The 24,340-nt window shown below is 42.2% G+C and carries 20 protein-coding genes; 16 read left to right on the top strand and 4 right to left on the bottom strand.

Translation table 11 applies throughout. The features are described 5' to 3' along the window. Positions 1–36: 36 nt before the first annotated feature. The gene (locus tag ACHEVO_RS06410; RefSeq protein ID WP_114700746.1) at positions 37–555 is read left to right on the top strand and encodes a phosphate-starvation-inducible protein PsiE; all 519 of its coding nucleotides are present in this window, start codon (positions 37–39) and stop codon (positions 553–555) included. A gap of 80 nt (positions 556–635) precedes the next feature. Here ACHEVO_RS06410 and corA read toward each other — a convergent pair whose 3' ends face one another. Together corA and ACHEVO_RS06400 are read right to left on the bottom strand one after the other, a co-directional pair. Beyond that, positions 636–1,790: a magnesium/cobalt transporter CorA gene (corA, locus tag ACHEVO_RS06405; protein WP_371546973.1), complete on the bottom strand. Its 1,155-nt coding sequence runs from the start codon at positions 1,788–1,790 to the stop codon at positions 636–638. Between the two features lie 145 nt (positions 1,791–1,935). Continuing rightward, positions 1,936–2,325, bottom strand: coding sequence for a DUF2237 family protein (locus ACHEVO_RS06400; protein ID WP_057759025.1), 390 nt, complete (start codon positions 2,323–2,325; stop codon positions 1,936–1,938). Between the two features lie 488 nt (positions 2,326–2,813). Between ACHEVO_RS06400 and ACHEVO_RS06395 the strand changes: the two genes are divergently transcribed. The 13 genes from ACHEVO_RS06395 (at position 2,814) to ACHEVO_RS06335 (ending at position 19,700) form a co-directional block, all read left to right on the top strand. Continuing rightward, complete coding sequence (locus ACHEVO_RS06395; RefSeq protein WP_394124330.1) at positions 2,814–4,112, top strand: ATP phosphoribosyltransferase regulatory subunit; 1,299 nt, start codon at positions 2,814–2,816, stop codon at positions 4,110–4,112. Positions 4,113–4,306: 194 nt separating this feature from the next. Next, entirely contained in the window at positions 4,307–5,596 is a 1,290-nt protein-coding gene (locus ACHEVO_RS06390; protein ID WP_057759029.1) for an adenylosuccinate synthase, read from the top strand. Positions 5,597–5,854: 258 nt separating this feature from the next. After that, positions 5,855–6,271 carry a lysozyme inhibitor LprI family protein gene (locus ACHEVO_RS06385; protein ID WP_394124329.1) on the top strand — a complete coding sequence of 139 codons (417 nt, stop codon included), beginning with the start codon at positions 5,855–5,857 and terminating at the stop codon, positions 6,269–6,271. Positions 6,272–6,692: 421 nt separating this feature from the next. Continuing rightward, a complete protein-coding gene (gene ndk / locus ACHEVO_RS06380; RefSeq protein WP_057759031.1) occupies positions 6,693–7,124 on the top strand; it encodes a nucleoside-diphosphate kinase in 432 nt (143 codons plus the stop codon). Positions 7,125–7,637: 513 nt separating this feature from the next. Further along, positions 7,638–8,867, top strand: coding sequence for a 23S rRNA (adenine(2503)-C(2))-methyltransferase RlmN (rlmN, locus tag ACHEVO_RS06375; RefSeq protein WP_057759033.1), 1,230 nt, complete (start codon positions 7,638–7,640; stop codon positions 8,865–8,867). A 210-nt stretch (positions 8,868–9,077) separates the two neighbouring features. Beyond that, entirely contained in the window at positions 9,078–10,013 is a 936-nt protein-coding gene (gene pilW, locus ACHEVO_RS06370; RefSeq protein ID WP_296207441.1) for a type IV pilus biogenesis/stability protein PilW, read from the top strand. Continuing rightward, positions 10,010–10,822 carry a helix-turn-helix domain-containing protein gene (locus tag ACHEVO_RS06365; protein ID WP_394124395.1) on the top strand — a complete coding sequence of 271 codons (813 nt, stop codon included), beginning with the start codon at positions 10,010–10,012 and terminating at the stop codon, positions 10,820–10,822. The genes pilW and ACHEVO_RS06365 overlap by 4 nt, the downstream gene beginning before the upstream one ends. 137 nt (positions 10,823–10,959) lie before the next feature. Further along, positions 10,960–12,075 carry a flavodoxin-dependent (E)-4-hydroxy-3-methylbut-2-enyl-diphosphate synthase gene (gene ispG / locus ACHEVO_RS06360; RefSeq protein ID WP_394124328.1) on the top strand — a complete coding sequence of 372 codons (1,116 nt, stop codon included), beginning with the start codon at positions 10,960–10,962 and terminating at the stop codon, positions 12,073–12,075. Between the two features lie 123 nt (positions 12,076–12,198). After that, positions 12,199–13,488 (top strand): histidine--tRNA ligase, encoded by a 1,290-nt coding sequence (gene hisS / locus ACHEVO_RS06355; protein ID WP_394124327.1) that lies wholly within the window; start codon positions 12,199–12,201, stop codon positions 13,486–13,488. Positions 13,489–13,558: 70 nt separating this feature from the next. Then, positions 13,559–14,353 carry a YfgM family protein gene (locus ACHEVO_RS06350; RefSeq protein WP_394124326.1) on the top strand — a complete coding sequence of 265 codons (795 nt, stop codon included), beginning with the start codon at positions 13,559–13,561 and terminating at the stop codon, positions 14,351–14,353. A gap of 146 nt (positions 14,354–14,499) precedes the next feature. Further along, positions 14,500–15,708 carry an outer membrane protein assembly factor BamB gene (bamB, locus tag ACHEVO_RS06345; protein WP_394124325.1) on the top strand — a complete coding sequence of 403 codons (1,209 nt, stop codon included), beginning with the start codon at positions 14,500–14,502 and terminating at the stop codon, positions 15,706–15,708. Between the two features lie 399 nt (positions 15,709–16,107). After that, positions 16,108–17,529 carry a ribosome biogenesis GTPase Der gene (gene der / locus ACHEVO_RS06340; protein ID WP_057759046.1) on the top strand — a complete coding sequence of 474 codons (1,422 nt, stop codon included), beginning with the start codon at positions 16,108–16,110 and terminating at the stop codon, positions 17,527–17,529. A gap of 206 nt (positions 17,530–17,735) precedes the next feature. Further along, a complete protein-coding gene (locus ACHEVO_RS06335; protein WP_394124324.1) occupies positions 17,736–19,700 on the top strand; it encodes a sensor histidine kinase in 1,965 nt (654 codons plus the stop codon). Between the two features lie 187 nt (positions 19,701–19,887). Here the strand turns inward: ACHEVO_RS06335 and ACHEVO_RS06330 are convergent, their stop codons facing one another. Together ACHEVO_RS06330 and ACHEVO_RS06325 are read right to left on the bottom strand one after the other, a co-directional pair. Beyond that, positions 19,888–21,054 (bottom strand): D-alanyl-D-alanine carboxypeptidase family protein, encoded by a 1,167-nt coding sequence (locus tag ACHEVO_RS06330; protein WP_394124323.1) that lies wholly within the window; start codon positions 21,052–21,054, stop codon positions 19,888–19,890. A 503-nt stretch (positions 21,055–21,557) separates the two neighbouring features. Then, positions 21,558–21,992: an MCR_0457 family protein gene (locus ACHEVO_RS06325; protein WP_057759051.1), complete on the bottom strand. Its 435-nt coding sequence runs from the start codon at positions 21,990–21,992 to the stop codon at positions 21,558–21,560. A 540-nt stretch (positions 21,993–22,532) separates the two neighbouring features. Here ACHEVO_RS06325 and surE point away from each other — a divergent pair. Beyond that, complete coding sequence (gene surE, locus ACHEVO_RS06320; protein ID WP_394124322.1) at positions 22,533–23,351, top strand: 5'/3'-nucleotidase SurE; 819 nt, start codon at positions 22,533–22,535, stop codon at positions 23,349–23,351. A 135-nt stretch (positions 23,352–23,486) separates the two neighbouring features. Then, positions 23,487–24,275, top strand: coding sequence for a LysM peptidoglycan-binding domain-containing M23 family metallopeptidase (locus tag ACHEVO_RS06315; protein WP_201567098.1), 789 nt, complete (start codon positions 23,487–23,489; stop codon positions 24,273–24,275). Positions 24,276–24,340: the final 65 nt, after the last annotated feature.

The raw sequence follows: 24,340 nt of genomic DNA, 5'->3' as shown, positions 1-24,340 counted from the left end.
CTAAATCAACCACATTTCAGTTGATAGGACCTAAACATGGCTAAAAAAAACGTAGGTGTTCATGAGCGACTACAAGGTATTGGTAGAGAGTTTGTCGATGTCTGTCATTACGTTATTTTATTTCTAATCAGTGTGGTTGTCGTTTGGACCGCTGGAAAAGAGTTTATTGGTATTATCCAAAAAGGCTCAGCGGATCTAAAAGACATATTGATGTTGTTTATTTATCTTGAGCTACTGGCTATGATAGGTATCTACTTTAAAACCCATCGTCTGCCAGTACAGTTTTTGATATTCATTGCCATAACAGCATTGTCACGACATTTGGTGGTTGATGTACAGGCAGTTTCAGACTATTTCCATTTATGGCTGCTAGCGACAATTTCTGTGGCTATTATGCTATTGAGCGGCTCTATTGTAGTGTTAACTTGGACAGCAAAAACATTTGGTCGTCCAGAGGATAATCTCGATAAGCAGCATGCAAACCTAACAGTTAAGGCGCTATTGCCTGATAATGCTCAAGCACCCGATAGCCATACCAAGCATCGCCGTGAATAATTAGATAGCAATACAAAAAGATAGCAACATAAAAAAAGAGCGACCAGTGGTTGCTCTTTTTTTACGGATGGCATTTGGTATTACAACCATTTCAATCTTTTGAAGTTATAGTACAGATAGCTACATAAGGCGATAATAATGGCCATAATAACAAGGTAAGAGTATTTCCAATGCAGCTCAGGCATAAAGTCAAAGTTCATGCCATAGATACCAGCGATGGCTGTCGGCACTGCCAGAATACCTGCCCATGCAGCGAGCTTACGCACGACTTCATTCTGACCCATATTGACCATCGCCATATAGGTATTCATCACCACGCTTAGCATTTCATTAAGACCATTAATAGCATCTAGTGAGTGTAAGAGGTGATCGTTGACATCGCGAAAATACGGCTTAGCGGCTTGAGAAAATCCAGAGACAATCTCACTTTTTTTATGATTGATAAAAAAGCTACAGATGTCTTGCACAGGTAATATAATGGCACGCATATGTACCAGTTGCGATTTGAGCTCGTAGAGGTTTTTTAGCGTGCCCTTATCAAACTCAGAGGTAAATACATAGCGTTCTTGCTCGCGCAAGTAACGGCCCAATCGATCGGTAATCGGCATATAGTTATCAACGATAAAATCGAGGATAGCATGCAGTACAAATATAGGACCCATACGTAACTTTTCGGGGCGACGATGGCAATGCTCACGTACTGGCGCGTAGGAGTTTGACGGGCCATTACGAATCGTGATGAGGTAGTTTTTACCCATAAATATCGCAGTAGTACCATAACGAATGACATTGTCTTCTAGTTTGGCCGTACGTAGCACCACAAAGACCATGTCATTATCGTAGTTTTCGACCTTGGCGCGTTGATGATCAGCAAAAGCATCTTCAATCGCTAGCTCATGCAGGTCAAAGGCTTCTTTTACTTTGACCATGGTTTCTAAGCTTGGATCATATAGCCCAAGCCAAATAAATTGACCGTTATTACCTAGCGTACGACTCACATCATTGAGCGCTACTCTATTAAGATTCTCACCTGTTTTACGTGAATAAGCGTAGCAATTGACCACTTCGCCTGCGCTTGATGAATCAATATCTTCATAGCGTTCAGAGTCAGGATCGTAGACCGTCATGGTCTCAATAGTGTCTTCAGTAGTGGCGTCCACATCACCATAAATATAGCTATCATCATCGTCCAAATAGAGATGCTTGTCATTCATATTGGCGTAAATATGATTCATATTGGAATCAGGCGCAATATGAGCCGTTTTTTTAATAAATTGATTATTATCATTTTCCATATACTTTCCTGTCATATAATAAAAAACTTCAATAATCCAAATATGCTGTGAACGCTGCTACGATTTTGTCGTGTGCCAATACTAACTATAGGGCATAGCTTTTTAGCGTGTCGATATCTACCAATGCTAATAAACTCTCGTGACACGCTTCTAACTTGATTTGCGGTGCAATATCGAAGTCCAATGCTTCAACCCAACGTAGCGCGCAGATGCACCAGTAGTCACCAGGTTTGAGACCAGGAAAGTTGTATTCAGGTAGTGGGGTAATCAGGTCGTTACCGCGACTGGCAGAGAAGTTTAAAAACTCGCTGGTCATCTTGGCGCAGACGGTATGTTGACCAACATCATGGTTGCCAGTATGGCAAAAACCATTGCGATAATAGCCAGTGATGGGATCGAAACAACAGCTGGCAAGTGCGGTGCCTAAGACATTGGTTTGGTTGATGGCAGGGTTTGGGTGGTAATCAGATGACATAAGGCTTCCGAGATAAAAATATGTGTTAGTGTATCATGAGTCTGTGTTGATGACGCTGCCGTAATCGCGCTCATTATCTTATGGTTAACAAAAAAGAAACCTCTCGGCTATTCGCTCAATATTGAGCCAAATACATCAACGATGACTGTTATATCTGCTAAGCTAATAAGCGGCAATTGAACTGTAATTAGATAGTGATTGTGGCTAATTGTCACTAGGCGAACCTTGAGTGCTATGCTAAACTAAAGCATAAAGTGCCTTGATTATTTGTCGCAATTTTTTAGCGCATAAAGATACTCGTCTTATCATTCTAAATTATACTTATTATTCACCCTTTTGCGGTTACCTGGTTTGTTTATAAATAATTGGGTCAATGATGTTGCGCGTTAAAAATAAAAACACACAGCGTCAATACTCGGCAAATCACCCTTTAAGTACCGCATCAGTACCGCGTTTTTGGTAAGCGATACGCCAAACAAGGATTTATTGTGTCTGTTAGTTCTGATTCTGCAAAACCTGCCCAGCCAAACTCTACCAACGAAACAGTGTCTCAGCCTGCCGAAAACAGTGCTGCACCCAATCGCATGCCATATTTGAGTAACTTTGGCAGTGATGTGGCCAATAGTTGGCTATTGCCTGATGGGGTGGTTGATGTCCTGTTTGAAGATGCGCATAAGCAAGAAGTGCTTAGACATCAGTTAATCGAGCAGCTTATTACTCATGGTTATCAGCTGGTTTGTCCACCGATGATCGAGTTTACTGAGTCCTTGCTAAGTGATGCGTCAGAAGATCTGAAACGTCAAACCTTTAAGATTATCGATCAGTTGACGGGTCGTCTAATGGGCGTTCGCGCTGATATTACCCCGCAGATTTTACGTATAGATGCGCATCATGGCGGTACGGGTATTGCGCGTTATTGCTATGTTGGTGATGTGATTCATACCTTGCCATCAGGTCTGTTTGGCTCACGTACGCCGCTACAGTTGGGTGCTGAGATATTTGGCTGTGCGTCACTAGCAGCAGATATTGAGCTGATAGACGTGCTGTTTACGATGGTAAATAAACTCAATATGAGTGCAGCGCTTCATATCGATTTGGGTCACGTAGCGATATTCAAACGTTTGGCTGAATTGGCTGAATTGTCAGACAGTGATACTGAGCAATTGATGTACTTATATGCTAATAAAAACCTACCAGAGCTTAAGCGTGTTTGCCGTGCTTTGCCAATGGGTGATGATTTTTATGTGTTAGCACGCTTTGGTCATGATATTGCAAACCTATTAGCCAAATTATCAGATGCCGCACAACAAGACAGCCAAATCGCAACGGCAATTGATGAGCTACAGCGTCTGAAAAACTATCTACAAGACCAATGGCAGTGCCCAGTCAGTATTGATGTGACTGAGCTATCAGGTTATCACTATCATACTGGTATCGTCTTCAATGGTTATATCAATAGCGAAACGCAGCCACTAGTACGTGGTGGTCGTTTTGATGGTATGCAAAGCCAGACGCAAGCGTTACGTGCGGCCACGGGCTTTAGTATGGATGTCAGCCGATTGCTGGCTCATACACAGTTAGATGCGCCAACCGTTGTCTTGGTTGATTTTGCTGCTTTGACCAATGCAAATACAGATGAGATGCAGACGCTACTGCAACAAGTAGAGAGTCTACGTCAGCAAGGCTATCGCGTTACTATGCCATTAGATGCACAGGACAGTCCAGATGATGTTACGCATCGTTTGAGCATGGCTGATGACAGCCAATGGCAGCTACAAACTGTTTAATTGTTAGTAGGCTATTGAATGGCGCACGTAGCCAAAATTATTCAGTACAGATTACAAGAACGTAAAATTATTTGTTAGATATCTCAGTGTTTCTATTTCATAAATCACTGAGACAAAAAGATATAGCTAAGAAAATCATTTTAATTTTCAGCTTTTATTGCACACACCTCAATACATAAAGGTAAGGATTGATCATGGGTAAGAATGTTGTAGTTTTGGGTAGCCAATGGGGCGACGAAGGTAAGGGTAAAATCGTTGATTTACTTACCGAAAAAGCCTCAGCAGTAGCCCGCTTCCAAGGCGGTCATAATGCTGGTCACACGTTGGTTGTCGATGGCAAAACCACTGTCTTGCATTTGATTCCATCAGGTATCTTGCGTGAAGGCGTCACTTGCTTTATCGGTAATGGCGTAGTGTTAGCTCCTGATGCACTACTAAAGGAAATGAAAGAGCTAGAAGACAACAACGTACCAGTACGTGAGCGTCTACGTATCTCTCCTAATTGCCCACTTATCATGCCTTATCACGTGGCACTTGACCAAGCTCGTGAAGCCAAGCGCGGCTCTGGTAAAATCGGTACAACAGGTCGCGGTATCGGTCCTGCATACGAAGACAAAGTAGCACGTCGTGCGATTAAACTTGCTGATTTGTTCCGTGAAGATCTAGAGGAAAAACTACGTAACCTAATCGAATATCACAACTTCCAACTGACTGAGTATTATAAAGTTGAAGCGATTGATTTTGATGAGACGCTTAAGCTTTGTAAAGAGTGGAAAGAAGAGATTAAAGGTATGGTTACTGATGTAACTGAAGACCTAAATCAATTACGTCTAGCTGGCAAAAACCTAATGTTTGAAGGTGCTCAAGGTACGCTACTTGATATCGATCATGGTACTTATCCGTTTGTAACCAGCTCAAGCGTAACCGCTGGCGGTGTATCAACGGGTACAGGTATCGGTCCATTGTACTTAGACTATGTGCTTGGTATTACCAAAGCCTACACTACGCGCGTTGGTAGTGGTCCGTTCCCAACTGAATTGTTCGATGATGTTGGTGCTCACTTAGCCAAAGTCGGTCATGAATTTGGTGCGACGACTGGTCGTGCCCGTCGCTGTGGTTGGTTCGATGCTGAAGCATTACGCCGTGCAGTAGTACTTAACTCTATGTCAGGCATCTGCTTGACCAAGCTTGACGTATTAGATGGTCTTGAAGAGTTGTTAATCGGTGTGGGTTATAATCTACCTGAGACTGAGTGTGCAGGCGCGCATGATGCTGAATTCTACGAGTCAGTTACGCCTAAGTATGAAACAATGCAAGGCTGGAGCGAGTCTACCGTTGGTATCACTAACTATGATGAGCTTCCAGAAAACGCTAAAAAATACATCAAACGTATCGAAGCGCTGATTGGTTGCCCAGTTGATATTATCTCGACTGGTCCTGATCGCGAAGAGACTATCGTATTGCGCGATCCGTACGACGCTTAGTTTTTACTACAGACTTGATTAAATAGTTTTTAGTATTAATAAAAAACCCCAATGCTGAGCGTTGGGGTTTTTTGTGTGTGCTACTTCAAGAAATTGATTAATTACCTTGAATTTCAACAGTGTAAGAGTAGGGCTACTAGCTATAATGTCATCTAAAAATATCATAAATAATGAATGTACTGACATTATTTTGGCTTAATTAAGTGTAAGATATTATAGAAGGATTTAGTTTTATCAACATACAAAAAGGAATTTGCTATGACAACAAATACGCTTAAATCCACGATTCGCAATACCTCTATAGCAATAGTTACATCCGCAGCTTTCATGTTGCCTATGTTTGCTTGGGGTGCAGAAAACTGTGACAAACCAAATAATGACTTTGATGGGCTATATTGCCTCACGAAAGTATATTTGGAAGCAGATAAGGAGCTTAACAACTCTTACAATAAATTGAGTAAACTCCTAAACAAACAGCAAAAAGCCACGCTTAAACGCGGACAATTAGCGTGGATGCGCGAGCGCAACGACCAATGTAGTTATAACGATGGCGATGGTTTCTTTGTCAATATGAGATGTGCCACCAATAAGACAGCTAATCGAGTTAATTTTTTGAATGAACGTGTGCGTGAATGCAATGCAGGTAGTTGTCGAGACAGTCGCTTAGATGATTAAATGTTTTGATTGGTAGTATGTATTAGCAAAACTCTTAGCAAGGTGTGTTGAGGGTTTCTAATTATTAATAATGATATAAATACTCTATAAAATCAGTCTGGTAGCTATAAGTGATAAATATGAGTAGCGATAAGGTAAGTAAGTCGATAGCTCATGCATCTGTTGTTGATGAGTACTTAACTTGGATGTAAGTAAGATACTGTTATAAATTTACTTTTATGCAAGGTATGGTCATAAATTAACCCTATCATTTATGGCCTTAATCATTATAATAGGCAGCAATCCGATGTTGGCGCTTATGGTTATACACTGATATACCATGAGTTGTGTGAAACAGTCCAAGTCAACATTGTGGCTAAAGCTAAAACAACGCATTAATTTTTCATATTTTATTGAATTTATCATTTATTAGGAGCTTCTCATGGCTAACGAACGTACTTTATCTATCATCAAACCTGACGCAGTTGCTGGCAACCATATCGGCGCTATCTACAGCCGTTTTGAACAAGCTGGTCTAAAAATCGTTGCAGCTAAAATGCTACAACTTGATGATGAAAAAGCAGGCGGTTTCTACGCTGAGCACGCTGAGCGTCCATTTTACAACGACCTAAAATCTTTCATGATGTCAGGTCCAGTATTGGTATCAGTACTAGAAGGCGAAAACGCTATCGCTCAGCATCGTGAAATCATGGGTGCAACTAACCCAAAAGAAGCTGCTGAAGGCACTATCCGTGCTGATTTCGCTAGCAGCATCGACGAAAACGCAGTACATGGTTCAGATTCAGCTGAATCAGCAGCACGTGAAATCAGCTACTTCTTCAGCGATGATGAAGTTTGTGCACGTACACGCTAATATAGTAAATAAACTATAAGCTTTTACGGCATTCGATTTGTTTGAGGTAACTGCTATAATAAGACAGCTACGATTTAAACTGATCTTACCTGTATGAGTTTTATACTTGATTGACCATAGACGAATTATTTACAACATTGATTGTTTATAATTGGTTTGCGAGACGGCTTATATCTTATGGGTATAGGCCGTTTTAGCTATTATAATAATCCTATAATCAAAGAATTACTAAACTGCTAGGGCGTTACCCTCATCAGATATACTACTTGTACAATATGCAGTTGGCTGCATTGTATCTGCTTTAGAGTTCTATAATTATATTATTCATTGAAATTTTTAGTAACTTGCCTCATTATTGATTTTACTTAGCGTTATCAATCCCTTATCAGCATGTTTTCATTAATTCGAAAAACTGCGCTCATAGCGGATTGCTCATGCACTCACGTATGTATGGCAAAGCCCATATAAATAATTGCACCGCTTATCTAAGCTTCTGCAAAAAGGTTACCTATTATGTCAACTGTTCAAGCACCTACTCAGCACGTACCTGCTAAGATTACTGATAGCATTAAGCTAGTAGATGAGGCACATGCCAAAACCAATCTATTGGGTATGACGCAAGCGCAACTGGCTGATTACTTCAAGAGTATTGGCGAAAAACCATTCCGCTCAACTCAAGTGATTAAATGGATTTATCAGCATGGCGTGACAGATTTTGAGCAAATGACCAATTTGAGTAAGTCGTTGCGAGACAAGTTATCACTTAATGCTTGTGTGGTACCGCCTAAAGTAATTCATCGTCAATATAGTGACGATGGTACGCGTAAGTGGGTATTTGAAGTCACCGGAGGCTCGTTGGTTGAGACGGTGCTTATCCCTGCAGATGATAGCAAGTTAAATGGCCGTAAGACATTATGCGTGTCTTCTCAAGTAGGCTGTGCACTAGACTGTAGTTTCTGTAGTACGGGTAAGCAAGGGTTTGAGCGTGACTTGAGTGCGGCTGAAATTATCGGTCAGTTATGGGTCGCTAATGCGTCATATATGACAGATGAAAATGAAAGCTTAGAAAACGTTGATCATAGCCTATGGGAAAATAATGTCACCAACGTGGTGATGATGGGCATGGGTGAGCCGCTATTGAACTACAAGCCTGTCGTAGGTTCAATGGAGTTGATGCTAAGCGATCATGCTTATGGATTATCAAAGCGTCGTGTCACTTTATCGACTTCCGGTGTCGTCCCGAAAATGTATCAGTTAGCGCAAGACATTGATGTGGCATTGGCTATTTCACTGCATGCACCAAATGATGAGCTGCGTAATGAGCTGGTGCCAATTAACAAGAAATATCCGTTAGAAGAGCTGATTGCAGCGGCAAAAAACTATGTCTATGATGTCAATCCACGTCATAAGAAGCACGTTACGATTGAATATGTGATGCTTGATGGGGTCAATGATAGCAATGAGCATGCTCATCAGTTGGTTGCGCTATTAGAAGGGTTGCCAAGTAAAATTAACCTTATTCCGTTTAACCCGTTTCCACATGCACCGTATGACAAATCAAGCAACAACCGTATTCATGCGTTTAGTAATATATTGAGCGAAGCGGGTTTTGTTTGTACGATTCGTCAAACACGTGGTGATGATATCGATGCCGCCTGTGGTCAGCTAGTTGGACAAGTCGCCGATCGTACTAGACGCTCAGCCGCGTGGCAGCAGAGTATCAAGGATCGTGAAAGTGTTTAGTAGTCTTTGAGAGAATAAGCGTTATATATGACTGGTATAGCGTTTTAGCTGTCTTTTGTCTGTCGCAATGGTAAGAAAATGTAGCAATGACTGTCAAGATTGCAGAACGTGGCAATTAATAACAACTAAATTGTACTTATAGGGGTTAAATCTATTAAACTGAGGCCTCGAAGATCGAACGCATTGAATCCCAGTTTTATGATGGCGGCTATGATGACTTCTAAAAATTCTTGTCAGTTCAAATATCAAAAATCATTTTCTAAATTTTATAAGCAGTCGAGTATCAGTGCTGCCCAAACCGCTTTGCCAAAGCGTGCAGTCCTGTCGGCAGTGTTTGGCGTTCTTGTATTAAGTGGCTGTCAGACCACCCCGACTAATGATTTGCTAGGTAACTCTCCTTATCAAACATCTACGCGCGCTAGCAATGATCGAAATTTAGATCAGCAGGAAATCGCCCGTGTGCGTACCTCACTTGCCGCGCAATACATCCGAAAAAATGAGCTAGATACCGCGCAGCAGCAGCTCGAAAAAGCCTTTGCTGCCGATAGCCGTTATGCGCCAGCCTATGATATGATGGGCGTTTTGTTGCAGCAAGAAGGCAGCCGTATCAATCTAGCCAAAGCTGATGAATACTTCAAAAAAGCAATCGCGCTAGATAAAGACTTTGTACAAGCACACAATAATTATGGCGTGTATCTGTCACAGACAAAGCGCTACCGTGAAGCAGCAGAACAGTTTGAGATTGCAGGGGCGACGCTAGGCTATGAAGGCCGTATTGGCGCGCTAGAAAACCTAGGTCGTACTTATCTACAGTTAGGTGATAATAGTGCTGCTTCAAAAGCATTTTTACGGGCACTTGATGGCAATCGTAATAGTATTATTGCTCATATCGAACTGGTAGATTTATTGCTCAACCAACAGCGTGTACCGCAGGCACAGAGACTATATGATGAGACGCTGATATTGGTGCAGGGGCAGGGTATTAGCCCGCGCTTGCTTTTACAAGGTATCAAGCTTGCAGCAGCACAAAATAATATAACAACGCGCCAGCAATTGGCACAGCAGCTTTTATCCGCTTATCCGCTAAGTGATGAAGCAAAACAACTTAAGACTTGGCTTAACAATCCAGAGGCACCATGGAAATGATCACCCCATCATCTAACACTCAATCTAACGCTCAGGGATCATTTGGTGCCGTGTTGCAGCAAGCCCGTAAAAACAAGCAAGTAACTTTAGAAGCAGCGGCTGCTGAGCTGTTTATTCTAAAGCGTCATCTAGAAGCGCTAGAAAGCGAAAACTTTGCTGAGCTACCACAGGCTGCATTTGCTCGTGGTTTTGCGATTAACTATGCCAAATATTTGGGCTTAGATTCAGCAAAAATCGCTAGTAGCTTCGATGCCGCCTATCCTAATGAGCTAAAGGCTAAATCAGCTAGCAACATCGATACGCCACTGCGCCCAATGGGGACTTTGCAGCGTGATACTCACAACCGCATCCGCTTTAACCCGCTATTGATCATAGGTGTTATCGGATTGATTATCTTGGCGGTGTTCCTATTCCGCATGGTGAGTAACGCTAGCAAAGAAAATACCCAAGAGCCTGTATCAGCTGTGGAGGACATGTCAGCGATAGAGCAAGCCCAAGGTGCCGCCATCAATAGTGACGCGAGTGGCGTTGGTGCTTCTGGCTCTGCATTGAATCTAGGTGATGCTGCAACGACTGCTACCCTAAACCTCATATTAACAAGTGACGCTGTGGTTAGTATCACGGATGCTTCTGGAAACAGCTTAATAAACGGTTCTCAGTCTGCAGGTAACTATGACTTGTCAGGTATGCCACCGTTTAATGTGCAAATTGATAATATCGACAATGTTAGCTTGATGCTCAATCAACAAGCAGTTGCGTTAGATACGTATGCAACAGATAAGCAAGCTACTTTCGAATTGGCACCATAGTCAGTTGCATAAGCGCCAAATTTGAATAAAGCATCCATGTATTTGAATAAAGCGAATATGTGTATGCTGATTTAGCTGGTTTATATTATATATACAAAGGCCTAGGGCTTTTCTATTTTTGATTCAAGGATTTATGTATGTCAATGCCATCGCCTATTAATCGTCGTCTGACCAAAAAAATCTATGTCGGTGATGTCGCGGTTGGTGGTGATGCACCAATTAGCGTACAGAGCATGACCAACACTGATACCTGTGATGTAGCAGCGACGGTCGCTCAAATCGAGCGTTGTGTCGAAGCAGGTGCTGATTTGATGCGAGTATCAACGCCAACAATGGATACGGTCAAAGCCTTTGGTGAAATTCGCAAATTGGTAAGCGTGCCTTTGATCGCTGATGTACATTTTGATCATAAAATCGCTTTGGCCGTTGCTGAAGCGGGCGCTGACTGCTTACGTATCAATCCGGGTAACATTGGTAGCGATACTAAGGTACGTGAAGTGGTCGCTTGCGCCAAATATCATAATATCCCTATTCGTATTGGCGTCAACGCTGGCTCTTTAGAAAAAGACATACAGCGCAAGTATACTGAGCCAACTGGCGAAGCAATGCTTGAATCGGCAATGCGCCATATCGATATTTTAGAGCGTCTTAACTTTGACCAGTACAAAGTATCTGTCAAAGCCAGCAACGTATTTTTGACATTGGATGCTTATCGTTTAATATCAGCGCAAATTGATAACCCATTACATTTGGGCGTGACGGAAGCGGGTGTTTACCGTACGGGCGCTGTCAAATCTGCCATTGCGCTAGGTGGATTATTGCTAGACGGTATTGGCGATACTATTCGTATCTCATTAGCCGCTGAGCCTGAAGAAGAGATTAAGATTGGTTTTGATATTCTAAAATCGCTTAATATCCGCTCGAACGGTGTAAACTTTATCGCCTGTCCAAGCTGCTCGCGTCAAGAGTTTGACGTGATTAAAGTAATGACAGCGTTAGAGTCGCGCCTAGAAGATATTCGTGAACCGATGAATCTATCTGTGATCGGCTGCAAGGTAAACGGTCCAGGAGAGGCAAAAGAGGCCGATATTGGTATCGTTGGTGCTGCCCCTAGATCACTGGTCTATCGTATGGGTGAAAAAAGCCACCTTATCGATACAGGCAATCTGGTTGATGAAATAGAAGGTATGGTTCGCGCCCATGCAGAAGATTTGGCAAAAAAACGTGAAAATGAAATCATTCGCGTAAAATAAGCCATAGAGTAGATTGATACGTTAGGCTATACCGTCACAGTATCAATCAGATATAGCGCTTATTTGAATATATAGAAAACAATAATAGAATACCTGTTAAACATTTAAGGATACGACCGTACCATGATCAAAGCTATCAAAGGTTTTAATGATATTTTGCCTGACCAATCAGCAAAGTGGCTGCATTTAGAAGCGATATTGGCTGATGTACTTGGTAGATACGGTTACGAGCATATTCGCTTGCCTATCGTTGAACAAACGGATCTATTTGCCCGTGCTATTGGCGGCGCTACGGACATCGTCGAAAAAGAAATGTACAGCTTTACTGATAAATCTGAGCCGCCAACGCCGTTAGCGTTACGTCCTGAAGGCACAGCTGGAGCAGTACGTGCAGTCATCGAGCATAACTTGCTACGTGGTGATACGCCCAAGCTTTGGTACATCGGTCCGATGTTCCGCTACGAGCGTCCGCAAAAAGGCCGCTATCGCCAGTTTCATCAGTTAGGTGTTGAGAGTTTTGGTAGTGCATTACCAGATGCTGATGCTGAGCTGATTGCGATGACTCATCTGATGTGGCAAGAGCTAGGTCTCAACAATGAGATGCGTTTGCAACTAAACAGTTTGGGTGAGCTGGATGAGCGCTATGCTTATCGCGAAGCACTGGTTACTTATTTGACTGATAAAAAAGACCAGCTAGACGAAGACAGCAAACGTCGTCTAACGACTAACCCTTTACGTATTTTGGATAGTAAAGAGGCGAGCACGCAAGCAGTATTGGCAGATGCGCCAAAGCTTGCTGACTTCTTGGGTGAAGAGAGTGTGGCTCATTTTGAGCAGGTCAAAGCCTATCTGACTGCGCTTAATATCGATTTTGAAATCAATCCGCACTTAGTACGTGGCCTTGATTATTATAATAAAACGGTATTTGAGTGGGTAACGGATAAGCTTGGAAGCCAAGCTACCGTTTGTGCGGGTGGTCGTTATGACGGGCTAGTAGGGCAATTAAAATCAATCGGTACAGATGGTAGTAAACCAGTCAAATCTGAGCCTGGTGTTGGTTTTGCAATGGGGCTTGAGCGTTTATTGCTACTCATAGAAGCGGTTGCACCGATTGCTGATATACCTGCTTGTGATGTATTCGTTGTGGCCCATCCTGAGGTATATAGTGCTGGTATAAGCTATGCACAGAACTTACGTCACAGTCGTCCAGATGTACGAGTGAAGATGGCCAGTGCCACGAGTCTAAAAGCGCAAATGAAGAAGGCAGACAAGTCAGGCGCGGCATTGACAGTCATCATCGCCCAGCAAGAGCTGGATGATAATACGATTAGTATTAAAGACATGCAGACAGGTGAGCAAAAGACGGTCGCCCAAGATTGGCTATCAAATAAAGACAACTTTTCTCGTCGCTAGTCAATTTTTGACTAATCAGCTTTGTTTGTGGCACTAGCAATTTAATGTAAATTTTATCAGGTAAATATATATGGCTCTGACACCTAATTCGCCAAATGCAGATAACTCCATGCAAGCGCTAAAGCAATATGGTAGTTATATCGTCACTGCGATTTTGTTAGCATTGGCCGCCTACTTTGGCTGGACATACTGGCAAAACAATCATGCGCGAGTAGATACCGTCGCCGCCGATCAATATGCTGATATTCAGCAGCTAAACGAAGAGGTCAAACTGGCCTCGCAAAACCCAGATTTAGAAGCAGAGGCTCAAGAAGCACTTACCCAAAGTCGTAGCCAGCTAGACAAAGATATTGATACCTTGGTCAGCACGCACGGTGAGTCGGTTTATGCATGGCAAGCGCTAATGATAAAAGCACGTCAACAAGTAGACAATGATGACTTTGCAGCAGCGACTGAGACATTCAAAAAAGCATTGGCCATTGATTTGGGTGATGCTGGTCTAGAAGCGATTACTCGTTTACGCTATGCAAAAACGCTGTTGGCCGCAGGCGATACAGATGCTGCACTTTCAGAAGCAAACAATGATATGCCAAGCTCGTTTGAAGCAAGTCAGCAGGAGCTACTAGGGGATATTTACTTAACGCAAGACAATAAAGATTCAGCGATTAAATCTTATAGCAATGCGTGGGAGCTATTACGTAGTCGTCAAGAAACGCGTGCAGTATTGGCATTAAAGATGGAAAGCTTAGGTATCACGGCTGAGCCGATTGCTGAGCAAACCAGTCTTATTCAAGAGCCATCTGCTCCTGAGCCATCGCTAGTGATGGATACCTCGAATGAAGTCGCTGCCGAAGCAGGGCAGTAAGTCAGTAGGCTAGATATTAAGTCAGTAGTATAGTATTGAGAGTTGGTAATCAGCCAAAGCTCTTTTTTAATATAACCTAATGATTACTAATTTGCCGTTGGCCAATTTACCAATTAATAATAATTTATCTGTAGTGAGAACATACAATGACTCAATCTATTCGCTCTAGCAAAATGTTAAACACCAAGACTATCAAAAAGACAGTCATGCATGTGGCCGTACTGGCAGTAATGAGCACGGCAGTGATTGGATGTAATCGCGGTATTAAGCCGGTCGTTAATGATCCGGTAAAATTGGTACAAATCGCTCAGCCGATTAGCGTACTACAGCCTGTTTTCAGTACCGATGTTGGCAATAAAAAAGCCAGCAAAAAAGATCCGCTAGATTTGCAAGTTGGCTATGCCAATGGTCAAATCGTTACTGCATCACGCGGTGGTGAACTGTCAGGGTTCAATAGTGCAGGCGAGCGCATATGGTCAATCAATGTTGATGACCAAATCACCGGCGGTGTTGCAGTAGATGCATTGAGCCAGACAGCTATCGTTAGTACTCGTGGTGGCAAGGTTATGGCGTTCGATAGCACGACTGGTGCAAAGCGTTGGCAGCAGCAGTTATCAGGTTCGGTTTTGACACCAGCACTGATTACCAATAACCGTGTGGTATTATCAGCAAATGATGGTTTCTTACACGGTCTGTCGCTGCAAACTGGACAGTCAGTATGGCAGTTCGCAACTCAAGTACCTGCTATCAGCGTTCGCGGTAGCGCTGCGCCAACTTTATTAGACAATGAGACGGCACTTTTGGCGACAGCTGATGGTCGTTTGCACGCAATTACTGTCGATAACGGTCTTCCGCTATGGTCAAGACGTGTTGGCGTAGGCGCTGGTAGTAGTGAAGTTGAGCGCATGAGTGATGTCGATGGCAAACCTATCGTAGATAAAAATCAGTTGTTTGCGATCAGCTATAGTGGTCAGCTATTAGGTATTGATTTGGCCTCGCGTCAGGTAATGTTCGTCAATGAAATTGCGAGTCTCAAATCACTGGCGGTAAATACTCAGCAAGTCATCGCTACCAGTCTAGATGGCAAAGTAGTTGCTTATGATCGCAACAGTGGCGAGACCCTGTGGGAAAGTGATGAATTGGCTTATCGTGATCTCACCAATCCTGTGATGATTGGCAATTATATTGCCATTGGTGATTTCGATGGCGTAGTGCATTTGTTTAATCCTGCTACGGGTAGCATCGTTAGTCGTGTAGAGACAAAAGGTGCGTTGACCAACTTGCAAGTTCAAGGTAGCCGTTTAATGACTCAAAGTACGTCAGGACAAGTTGCTATCTGGCAGTTAGTGCGCTAATAACTATATAGATAGGTGCTTATAGATAATTAACGAAGTGTAATGTGTCACTATAGTTTTTAAGCCTATTCTTGATTGTCATTTATGAAACACAAACGCTGCTTAGTCAGCGTTTAGTGCTTTGTGTAAATTGCTTGTTTAAACACAGGCTTTCGCGTACTCTATGCGACCGATGTGCTATCCATATATATTACTTATTTATGTATAATATGTATAATGAAGCCATCCTATATACTATTTTTAATCGTAAAATAGCCATCTATTATTTTTGCTATTGTTCTATCATCCATTTTAATTAACGGTCAATTGCAGCATATCTATTACTATTACTATTGTTATGTCACTGGTTATAAGAATAACTGTACTGCCCGTCATTGTGCCTTTCACTGAGAGTAACCCATGAGTATCAAGCCTGTGGTCGCCTTAATTGGTCGTCCAAACGTCGGTAAATCCACCTTATTTAATCAGTTCACAAAAAGTCGGCAGGCATTGGTCGCTGACCTTTCAGGATTGACTCGTGACCGTCAGTACGGTGATGCAACTTATGAAGACAAATCTTTTATCGTTGTAGATACAGGTGGTATCGGTGAAGCTGACGACGGTAGCGGCAATATCGATGACTATATGTCTGAGCAGTCGCATACAGCAATCCATGAAGCAGACATTATCGTATTCGTCGTTGACGCTCGTGCCGGTATGATTGGCGCTGATGCTGAAATTGGTAAGTTTTTGCATACATTAGGCAAGCCGGTCTATGTTGTTGCCAATAAAGTCGACGGCGTACATGATGCAGCGCCTGCCGAGTTTTATGCACTAGGCTTGGGTGAGCCATATCCGATGGCAGCCAGTCATGGTCGCGGTGTAGGCAATTTGCTTGAAGTGCTAACGGCTGATATGCCTGAGCAAGAAAACATAGTAGAGCCAAGAGGCTTAAAGCTTGCCATTATTGGTCGTCCAAACGTGGGTAAATCGACGCTCGTAAACCGCCTGCTTGGCGAAGACCGAGTAGTGGTATTCGATATGCCAGGCACAACGCGTGATAGTATTTATATTCCTTATCAGCGTGAAGGTCGCGATTATGTTTTGATCGACACTGCTGGTGTACGTCGCCGCGGTAAAATCGATGAAAAAGTAGAAAAATTCTCTGTCATCAAGACCTTGCAAGCGATTGAAGATTCCAACGTAACCGTGATTGTCATCGATGCTCACGAAGGTATCGTAGATCAAGATTTGCATATGATTGGTTATGCGCTTGACGCTGGACGAGCGTTAGTCGTTGCGATCAATAAATGGGATGGTCTAACACAAGATCAAAGAGACTATATCAAGCTTGAGATGGATCGTCGTTTTAGCTTTATTCCTTATGTAAAAATACATTTGATTTCAGCATTGCATGGTACAGGCGTCGGTAATTTATATCCGTCTATCTTGCGCGCGTACAAATCTTCGATGTTTGAAGTATCGACCAACCGTTTGACTCAGATTTTACAAGATGCGGTAACGGCCAATCCGCCACCAACCGTTGCTGGTCGTCGTATCAAGTTACGTTATGCGCATATTGGTGGCCACAATCCACCCGTTATTGTTATTCATGGTAACCAAACCAGTGCGCTTCCTAAGAGCTATCAGCGTTATCTTGAGAATCAATTCCGTCAAGTATTTAAGCTAGAAGGCACACCGCTTAACGTTATCTTGAAGCAAAATGACAACCCATATGCTAATAAGAGCGATACGCCGACTAAGGCAAAAGCTCAGCAATTGCGTCAGCGTGAGCGTAATAGATCACAGAAATTTACTACCAAAGATAAAAAGCCTCGTTAATCCTCGTATTTTGGGCTTTATATCTTTAGCTTTATGATTAATGTCATCGCGTTCGATAGCGCGATGACATTTTTCTATTAATACGCTATAGTTTGAGCTCATCAATAGCTATCTCAATGCTGTAAAAATACTCAAATGTTTTACTTATCACATCTTTAAAATACCTGTACTATAAATGAAAGCTGCACGCGACTCAGTAGAGTGATATGAACAACCGTTCGTCTCAAACCATTCCCGTACTTATCTGGCGTTCTGTCATACAAGCTGTCGTATTGGCAGTGCTGGCAGGTTTTTTATTGCCTTTTATTTATGGCTTAGTGCATCACTATCAAGAAAAAAACCAGCATATTCAACAATTGGCATCGCTACTAACGACTAGCGCATCGACTGCAGATGGCGCAGATGTTGTGGCTGAACAAGTCAATATCTTATTAGAAAACGAGCCGACGATTCAGAGTATTGTTTTCTATTCAACTTCTGAGCCAATTGAAGATATAGACCAGTCGATTGATGATTGGAAAAATGCTTTATTTGCGCATACGGTCAGTTTCAACTATCCAGTGATTAGTAAAGACCTTGATGCCAATAGTGCCGCGTCGAATAAGTCTGATTCCAATCAGCAGTTGGCACTGGCTTTATCAAATATTATGAGCGAATCGTCAGCGCCAGATGAGACGACTGATACAGCTACCGAAAATAGCACATTGATTGGTTATATTAATATTACGATGGACGTAGAGGTGCTACGTTTACATTGGTTCCAAAATATCCTGTGGTTATGGCTAACAACAGTGATAATGATTGTTATATTTGCCTTATATATTTTTAGAAAGCTTAATTGGCCAGTTAAAGATATTGAAGTGTTAACTGATGTTTGTGCCATTGTCATGAACAACGCAAATCTAGAGCAACTGCCAGTCATCCCGCAGCAATTCAATTTTCAAGAACTGACCCAAATCAAAAAAGCATTAATTGTGTTATTCAATCGTTTACAAGAAGCACGGCAAGGTTATGAAACCCTTGCGGCCTTTGAACAACAATTGCAAAATAAAGATGTGTCACTTGATGTGCAATTGCATAATTTTCAAAGCATGATTTCTCATGAGTTAAAAACGTCATTGAATGCAATTGTAGGTGGGTTACAACTATTGGATCATGAAGCGCTCAACAGAGAGCAAAAAGACGCGGTAGAGATTATCAGTAGCGGCAGTGATAAATTGGTATTGTCGTTAGATCATATTATACAGTTGAACCAGATTCAAAAAGGCCAGATAAGAATTCATAAAAATGAGTTTAACCCATTACAGCTAATCGCTGATCTGCTAGCTAAGTTTGAAAATACGGCTACTCAAAAAGGGTTGGAGCTGATTAGTAATATTCATCATATAGACTATAGCCTATACGGTGACTCAGAAAAAATACATCAGATACTATCGATACTACTCAATAATGCGATGAAGTTCACGCCTGTCGGAAAAATTACGATTACGTCGCAACTGACACATTTTAATAAGAGTAATCGCTGGCAGATTAGCGTGAAAGATACGGGTATTGGTATCGATAATGAGCACCTAGACGATATATTTAACTCATTCTTTCAGGTAGATTCGTCGCAAACTCGCCAGTATGAAGGTTCAGGGGTTGGCTTACCTATCGTTAGACAAATGGCACAGCTTATGGGTGCTACTATTGATGTTGATAGTGTGCTTGGTGTAGGTACACAGTTTACGCTGACCATAGCGATGCCCAATCAACAGCAATCAAAACAGCAGCGCTTACTGTCTGGTCTGACGATTATTTATTATTACTATCATGAGACAGGCTCCTTGTTAGAGGAACTGGAATACTTAGGTGCTACGATTATTTGTCGCCAAGGTAACCAACTTGTCATAGACGAGATGCGTAAGCAGAAAATTGACATGGTGATGTTTGGTGAAGATGTTTTCCCAGAAAAAGCTGCGATGCTAGCCAAACGTATCCGTCAGTATGAAAGCGATGAGGGTAGTAAGAGCGAGCATCGTGCGTTATTGGTATATTGGTATCCGCAGCATCGGGCGCGCTATGTAGGCAGTTTTGAGTATGGTTTAAAAGCAGCTGGCATTGACTATTGTCATATTGCTACTTATAAGGACAAAGCGTTAAGCGACCTATTAAAACAATGGTTGGTTTAGACGTAGTACTGTCTTACTAAATCCATGTTCCTAGTTAGGTTTATTTTACTAGGTAGCATTTCTCATATTTTCGACTTTTCAGGATCAAAGCACTTTAGACCTAAAGTAGGTATAAAAAAAAGACGCCCATTTTGAGGCGTCTTTTTTTAAACAGTTTTTAGCTAGAATTGCTTTTTAAAGGTTTCTCTTAGATAAGATTTTTTACCCAGCGTACGATATGTTCCCACGTACGGCTCATAAAGCCTGACTGTTCGATATCATTAGTTGCGATGATAGGAACTGAGGCTACCGCTTTACCATCGATTACAGCCATCATTTTACCAACTTCCTGACCTTTTTTGATCGGTGCTTCTAAGCTCTCAGGAATATCCACCACTGTGGTGATTTTGTTTTTCTGGGTTTTGCTGGTTAGAATTTGCAAGTTGTCGCCAGTTGCCAGTTCTACCTCGTCAGCTTCTCCAAACCATACTGGAAGCTTACTAACGAACTGTCCAGCAGGCGCCTTGGTCACCGTTGTAAAGTGCCCGAAACCCCAGTTAAGTAGTTCGCGTGACTGATCGGCGCGAGCCTGTTGGCTCTTAGTACCCATAATGACAGAAATTAGACGCATGCCTTCACGGTTGCTTGATGCAACCAAGCAGTAGCCTGCCGCATCAGTGTGGCCAGTTTTCAAGCCATCAACAGTTGGGTCAGTAATCAGCAGAGCATTACGGTTACCTTGGGTAATACCGTTATAAGTAAACTCTTTTTCTGCGTAGATACTATAGTAATCGCCGCTGTTTTTGATAATAGCGCGCGCAAGTTTAGACAAATCCAAAGCAGATGCTAAATGACCTTCATCAGGCATACCCGTAGCATTGACAAAGTTAGAGTTCTCCATGCCAATCTTTTGTGCTTGTTCGTTCATCAATATTGCAAACGAGGCTTCGCTACCAGCAATATGTTCAGCCATGGCTTTTGATGCATCATTACCTGATTGAATGATAATACCGCGTAGCATATCGATGACGCTGGCGGTTTTGTTCACAGGCACATACATACAAGATTGGCTGCTGCTACCACGGCACCATGCATTTGGACTCATCAATACCTGTTCATCTTCTTTCAGGTCGCCTGATGCTAAGCGTTGCTCAATGATATAACTGGTCATCATCTTAGTCAGAGATGCTGGCGGCAGTGCCTCATTAGCGTTCTTTTGAGCCAAAATTTCGCCAGTGTTATAGTCCATCAACACATAGGCAGTATTGTCCATTTCAGGTGGTTGAATGGCTGCGTTTGCCACTACTGCACTCATCGAGATACTTACACCAACTACCAGCTGTACCAGCTGATTTTTTACACGCTTTACTGTCATATATCATTACACCGCATCATGGAACCAAATGTATTTATCGCTCATGTTTTGTACCTATTTCCATACATTATTTTAAGCAGCATGTCTTAAATGCAGTGTTTAAAATAATGTATCGACGAAAATAGTAACGCCTACACAATAGACATAAAATTAACGCCTTATCTTAGCAAAATGACTACCGATGGGGAATCGATAAATGCAAAAATAAGGCAAGTTTGAAAAGAAAAATGAAGACCTATCATATATTTGTTCTGACTATCATCTGACCAGTCTCTGTAATAAAAATTTAACGCTCACAAAAAAGCCTGCTGCACTGCTTGTGAATAACAAGTAAAGTGACAGCAAGCTTTGAAGCTACAGATACCTAGACAACCAGTTGATAAATTTTGCTTAACCGATGTTATAAAGAGTACATAGCTTTTATTTTATTATCATTGATACAAATATTGTTATTAACAAGTTAAGCAGAAGACGCTAGTCGCTGAATCAAACTAGCTAGTTGTCTAATAGTCCGCGTTTGCCAAATCTTCACATAGTGCTTTGTTTTCTTGCTTTGAGAATCCCATCGTCCAACTACGAATACCTTGTAATATCTGGCGATAGTCTTGCTGTGTAGATAAGTATTGAATAGCCGCTTTTGGATCTTCTAGAGAAGGCATTAGCTCATGCAGCTGTACAGTGTACGACTTATAGAACCGCTGTTTTTGCTTACCATTTAGCATTGGTGGGCATATCTCTGATAGTACCTGCATCACCGCAATTTCGTGCTTAGTGATATTGATGCCAGACATGTCTAGCGGAATGGTAGTGCCAGAGTTATTCGCAGCATTAGAAGCTTGAGACAGCATAGCAACAGACGTTATCAGTCCTGCAATCCCAACTTTTGAGGCAGTATTTGCTATCACAGAAGCTATAGATAATATCGATTGTTTATTCATTCAGTATTACACTCGCTCGTCTTTATTTAATGGTCATATGTTAATCGGTAAAAAAACAAAAGTCACATAAAATATTGATTTATGTGTAGATATCTTGTGAGCCAAAACCATTTTTTAGCAACATATCAGTAGCATACCCTAATGACGTTACTTCAGTATCAGTACATCGGTTTGTATTGTTGTGGGGTGTTGCGTATTGTAACGCGATGCTTAATCTACTGGTTGTCATCCGTTCTATACAAATATTTGTCACGCTACTTTTCTCATATAATCATTAGTATGAGATGAGAGTGATACTTTGCTAAACACAGGGTTCGTGTCTTTATATTATTCAGTTATAATCGCCCATGCTAACAAAATGATTCTTTTTCTCTAGACTGAGGCGTCATGCCGTTGGAGAATTAGAGTATCATGTTTTCATTTTAAATATGAGCATCGTATTTTTATGGCTATCTTGAACAGACGTGGCACGATAGTAGAATTATCAAGTAGAGATGTAGAAAGACAGCTAATAAAACATTAACCACATACTGAGTAGAAATGAGATTTTTAATTAGTAATGATGACGGTGTGTATGCGCCAGGATTATTGGCACTATCTCAGGCATTATCGACTATTGGTGAAGTGGTGGTCGTCGCCCCGAACGATGAACAAAGCGGCTATGCCAGTGCGCTGAGTGTCTCAAGACCACTGCATACGCATCAGTTGCCTTTTGGAATTGTAGCGGTAAATGGCTCACCAGCTGACTGTGTTTATTTGGCACTGCATGAGTTATATCGTGGTAGTGACTTTGACTGCGTGATTACAGGCATTAACTCAGGGGCTAACTTGGGACAGGATGTGATGTTTTCTGGTACGTTCGGTGCTGCATTGACTGCGCAACTATCTGGTATCCCTGCTATAGCAACGTCTTTGGTAGGCGGGGGTGTCAAAAATGGCGGGCAAGAATCAGCCATTGATTATCAAGTGGCCGCACATGAAATCGTCAAACTGCTTACTGAAACTTCGATTTTAGAGATGCTCAAAAGTTTGCCCTATCATGTATTAAACGTTAATATTCCTGATGTGCAGCATGCTGATGATATCAAGGGTCGAAAAATAACCTCGTTAGGACATAAGCAAGCTGCTCAGCCAGTACGCCATATGATAGATCCACGCGGCCGAGATGCGTACTGGTTGTCTCTACGAAAAGGTAAAAATGAGCGACCATTAGAAACGTCAATCGATGCGGTACAAGCAAAGCAGGATATGATGACAGATTATCAAGCTGTAGCGGCAGGGTATGTCAGTTTATCACCAGTACGCCTACATCATACGCCAACGGCAGCGCTGGATAGATTATCAACACTCACGCTATAAATTCTATAAGATATAATCCATACCGGCTTATTAAACACTGACGTGTTATGAGAATATCAAAAGACTCTTGTATGATATCGAGCGCTTTTGAATGATTAAACAATGAATGAGCAACACAAAGAATAGGAACCTTGTATGAAAAAAATCATAGCTGGATCGCACCTTGTTAAAGCCGCGTTGATTGGTACTATGGCAGTCGCTACTCTATCTGTCGTCGGCTGTGCAACGAAGCCTACCTATCAGTCAGCAAACCAAGCAGGTCCTAAGATTATTACTAACGCGCAAGGCGTCCCTAACTATCACCGTGTACAACGCGGCGATACGGTCAGCCAGATTGCAGCGCGTTATCGTCTGAACTATCGTCAAATCGGTGCGATGAACAATCTAGATAGTAAATATACTATCTATAGTGGCCAATGGCTCAAACTATGGCAAGGCAATGCGGCAACCACTGCAAGTAACAATAGCTATAGTGCCCCAGTTCAAACGCAGCCAACTTATACGCCACCTGTGACCCAGTCTCAAGCACCAGCTTATGAAGCCACTGCCAACTCGACCTCTGGTTATGATTATCCTACGCGCAACCCAGTAACTCGTAATATTGACCCTGCCGCGGGCAATATGGGAATGTGGTTTGCGGGCAAGGTTGGTGATCCAGTACTTGCCAGCCAATCAGGAACTGTGCTTTACTCAGGCAATGGTCTGCCAGAGTATGGCAATCTAATTATGATTCGTCATAGTGATAACTACATCACAGCCTACGCGCACAATAGCCAGTTGTTGGTGCAAGAGGGCGATACAGTACAGCGTGGCCAACGTATTGCTAGTATGGGCAGCAGTGGTCAGACCAATGAGGTAGGCTTAGAGTTTCAAGTTCGCTTAAATGGTAATCCTATTGACCCACGTAGCGTACTTGGGCGTTAGACTTAAATAATAGCTACGGATAGCTTGGCCATTGTGAGCCATTTTATTTATTCATGTTTGAGATT

The organism is Psychrobacter nivimaris (assembly GCF_043419765.1).
Lineage (GTDB): Bacteria > Pseudomonadota > Gammaproteobacteria > Pseudomonadales > Moraxellaceae > Psychrobacter.
This window is presented reverse-complemented; position numbering and strand designations above follow the sequence as displayed.

What these genes read in the sequence shown, in the direction of transcription:
- ACHEVO_RS06410 (WP_114700746.1), top strand. Translation starts at nt 37, where the DNA reads ATGGCTAAAAAAAACGTAGGTGTTCATGAGCGACTACAAGGTATTGGT.
- corA (WP_371546973.1), bottom strand. Translation starts at nt 1,790, where the DNA reads ATGAATCATATTTACGCCAATATGAATGACAAGCATCTCTATTTGGAC.
- ACHEVO_RS06400 (WP_057759025.1), bottom strand. Translation starts at nt 2,325, where the DNA reads ATGTCATCTGATTACCACCCAAACCCTGCCATCAACCAAACCAATGTC.
- ACHEVO_RS06390 (WP_057759029.1), top strand. Translation starts at nt 4,307, where the DNA reads ATGGGTAAGAATGTTGTAGTTTTGGGTAGCCAATGGGGCGACGAAGGT.
- ACHEVO_RS06385 (WP_394124329.1), top strand. Translation starts at nt 5,855, where the DNA reads ATGACAACAAATACGCTTAAATCCACGATTCGCAATACCTCTATAGCA.
- ndk (WP_057759031.1), top strand. Translation starts at nt 6,693, where the DNA reads ATGGCTAACGAACGTACTTTATCTATCATCAAACCTGACGCAGTTGCT.
- rlmN (WP_057759033.1), top strand. Translation starts at nt 7,638, where the DNA reads ATGTCAACTGTTCAAGCACCTACTCAGCACGTACCTGCTAAGATTACT.
- pilW (WP_296207441.1), top strand. Translation starts at nt 9,078, where the DNA reads ATGATGACTTCTAAAAATTCTTGTCAGTTCAAATATCAAAAATCATTT.
- ACHEVO_RS06365 (WP_394124395.1), top strand. Translation starts at nt 10,010, where the DNA reads ATGATCACCCCATCATCTAACACTCAATCTAACGCTCAGGGATCATTT.
- ispG (WP_394124328.1), top strand. Translation starts at nt 10,960, where the DNA reads ATGTCAATGCCATCGCCTATTAATCGTCGTCTGACCAAAAAAATCTAT.
- hisS (WP_394124327.1), top strand. Translation starts at nt 12,199, where the DNA reads ATGATCAAAGCTATCAAAGGTTTTAATGATATTTTGCCTGACCAATCA.
- ACHEVO_RS06350 (WP_394124326.1), top strand. Translation starts at nt 13,559, where the DNA reads ATGGCTCTGACACCTAATTCGCCAAATGCAGATAACTCCATGCAAGCG.
- bamB (WP_394124325.1), top strand. Translation starts at nt 14,500, where the DNA reads ATGACTCAATCTATTCGCTCTAGCAAAATGTTAAACACCAAGACTATC.
- der (WP_057759046.1), top strand. Translation starts at nt 16,108, where the DNA reads ATGAGTATCAAGCCTGTGGTCGCCTTAATTGGTCGTCCAAACGTCGGT.
- ACHEVO_RS06335 (WP_394124324.1), top strand. Translation starts at nt 17,736, where the DNA reads ATGAACAACCGTTCGTCTCAAACCATTCCCGTACTTATCTGGCGTTCT.
- ACHEVO_RS06330 (WP_394124323.1), bottom strand. Translation starts at nt 21,054, where the DNA reads ATGACAGTAAAGCGTGTAAAAAATCAGCTGGTACAGCTGGTAGTTGGT.
- ACHEVO_RS06325 (WP_057759051.1), bottom strand. Translation starts at nt 21,992, where the DNA reads ATGAATAAACAATCGATATTATCTATAGCTTCTGTGATAGCAAATACT.
- surE (WP_394124322.1), top strand. Translation starts at nt 22,533, where the DNA reads ATGAGATTTTTAATTAGTAATGATGACGGTGTGTATGCGCCAGGATTA.
- ACHEVO_RS06315 (WP_201567098.1), top strand. Translation starts at nt 23,487, where the DNA reads ATGAAAAAAATCATAGCTGGATCGCACCTTGTTAAAGCCGCGTTGATT.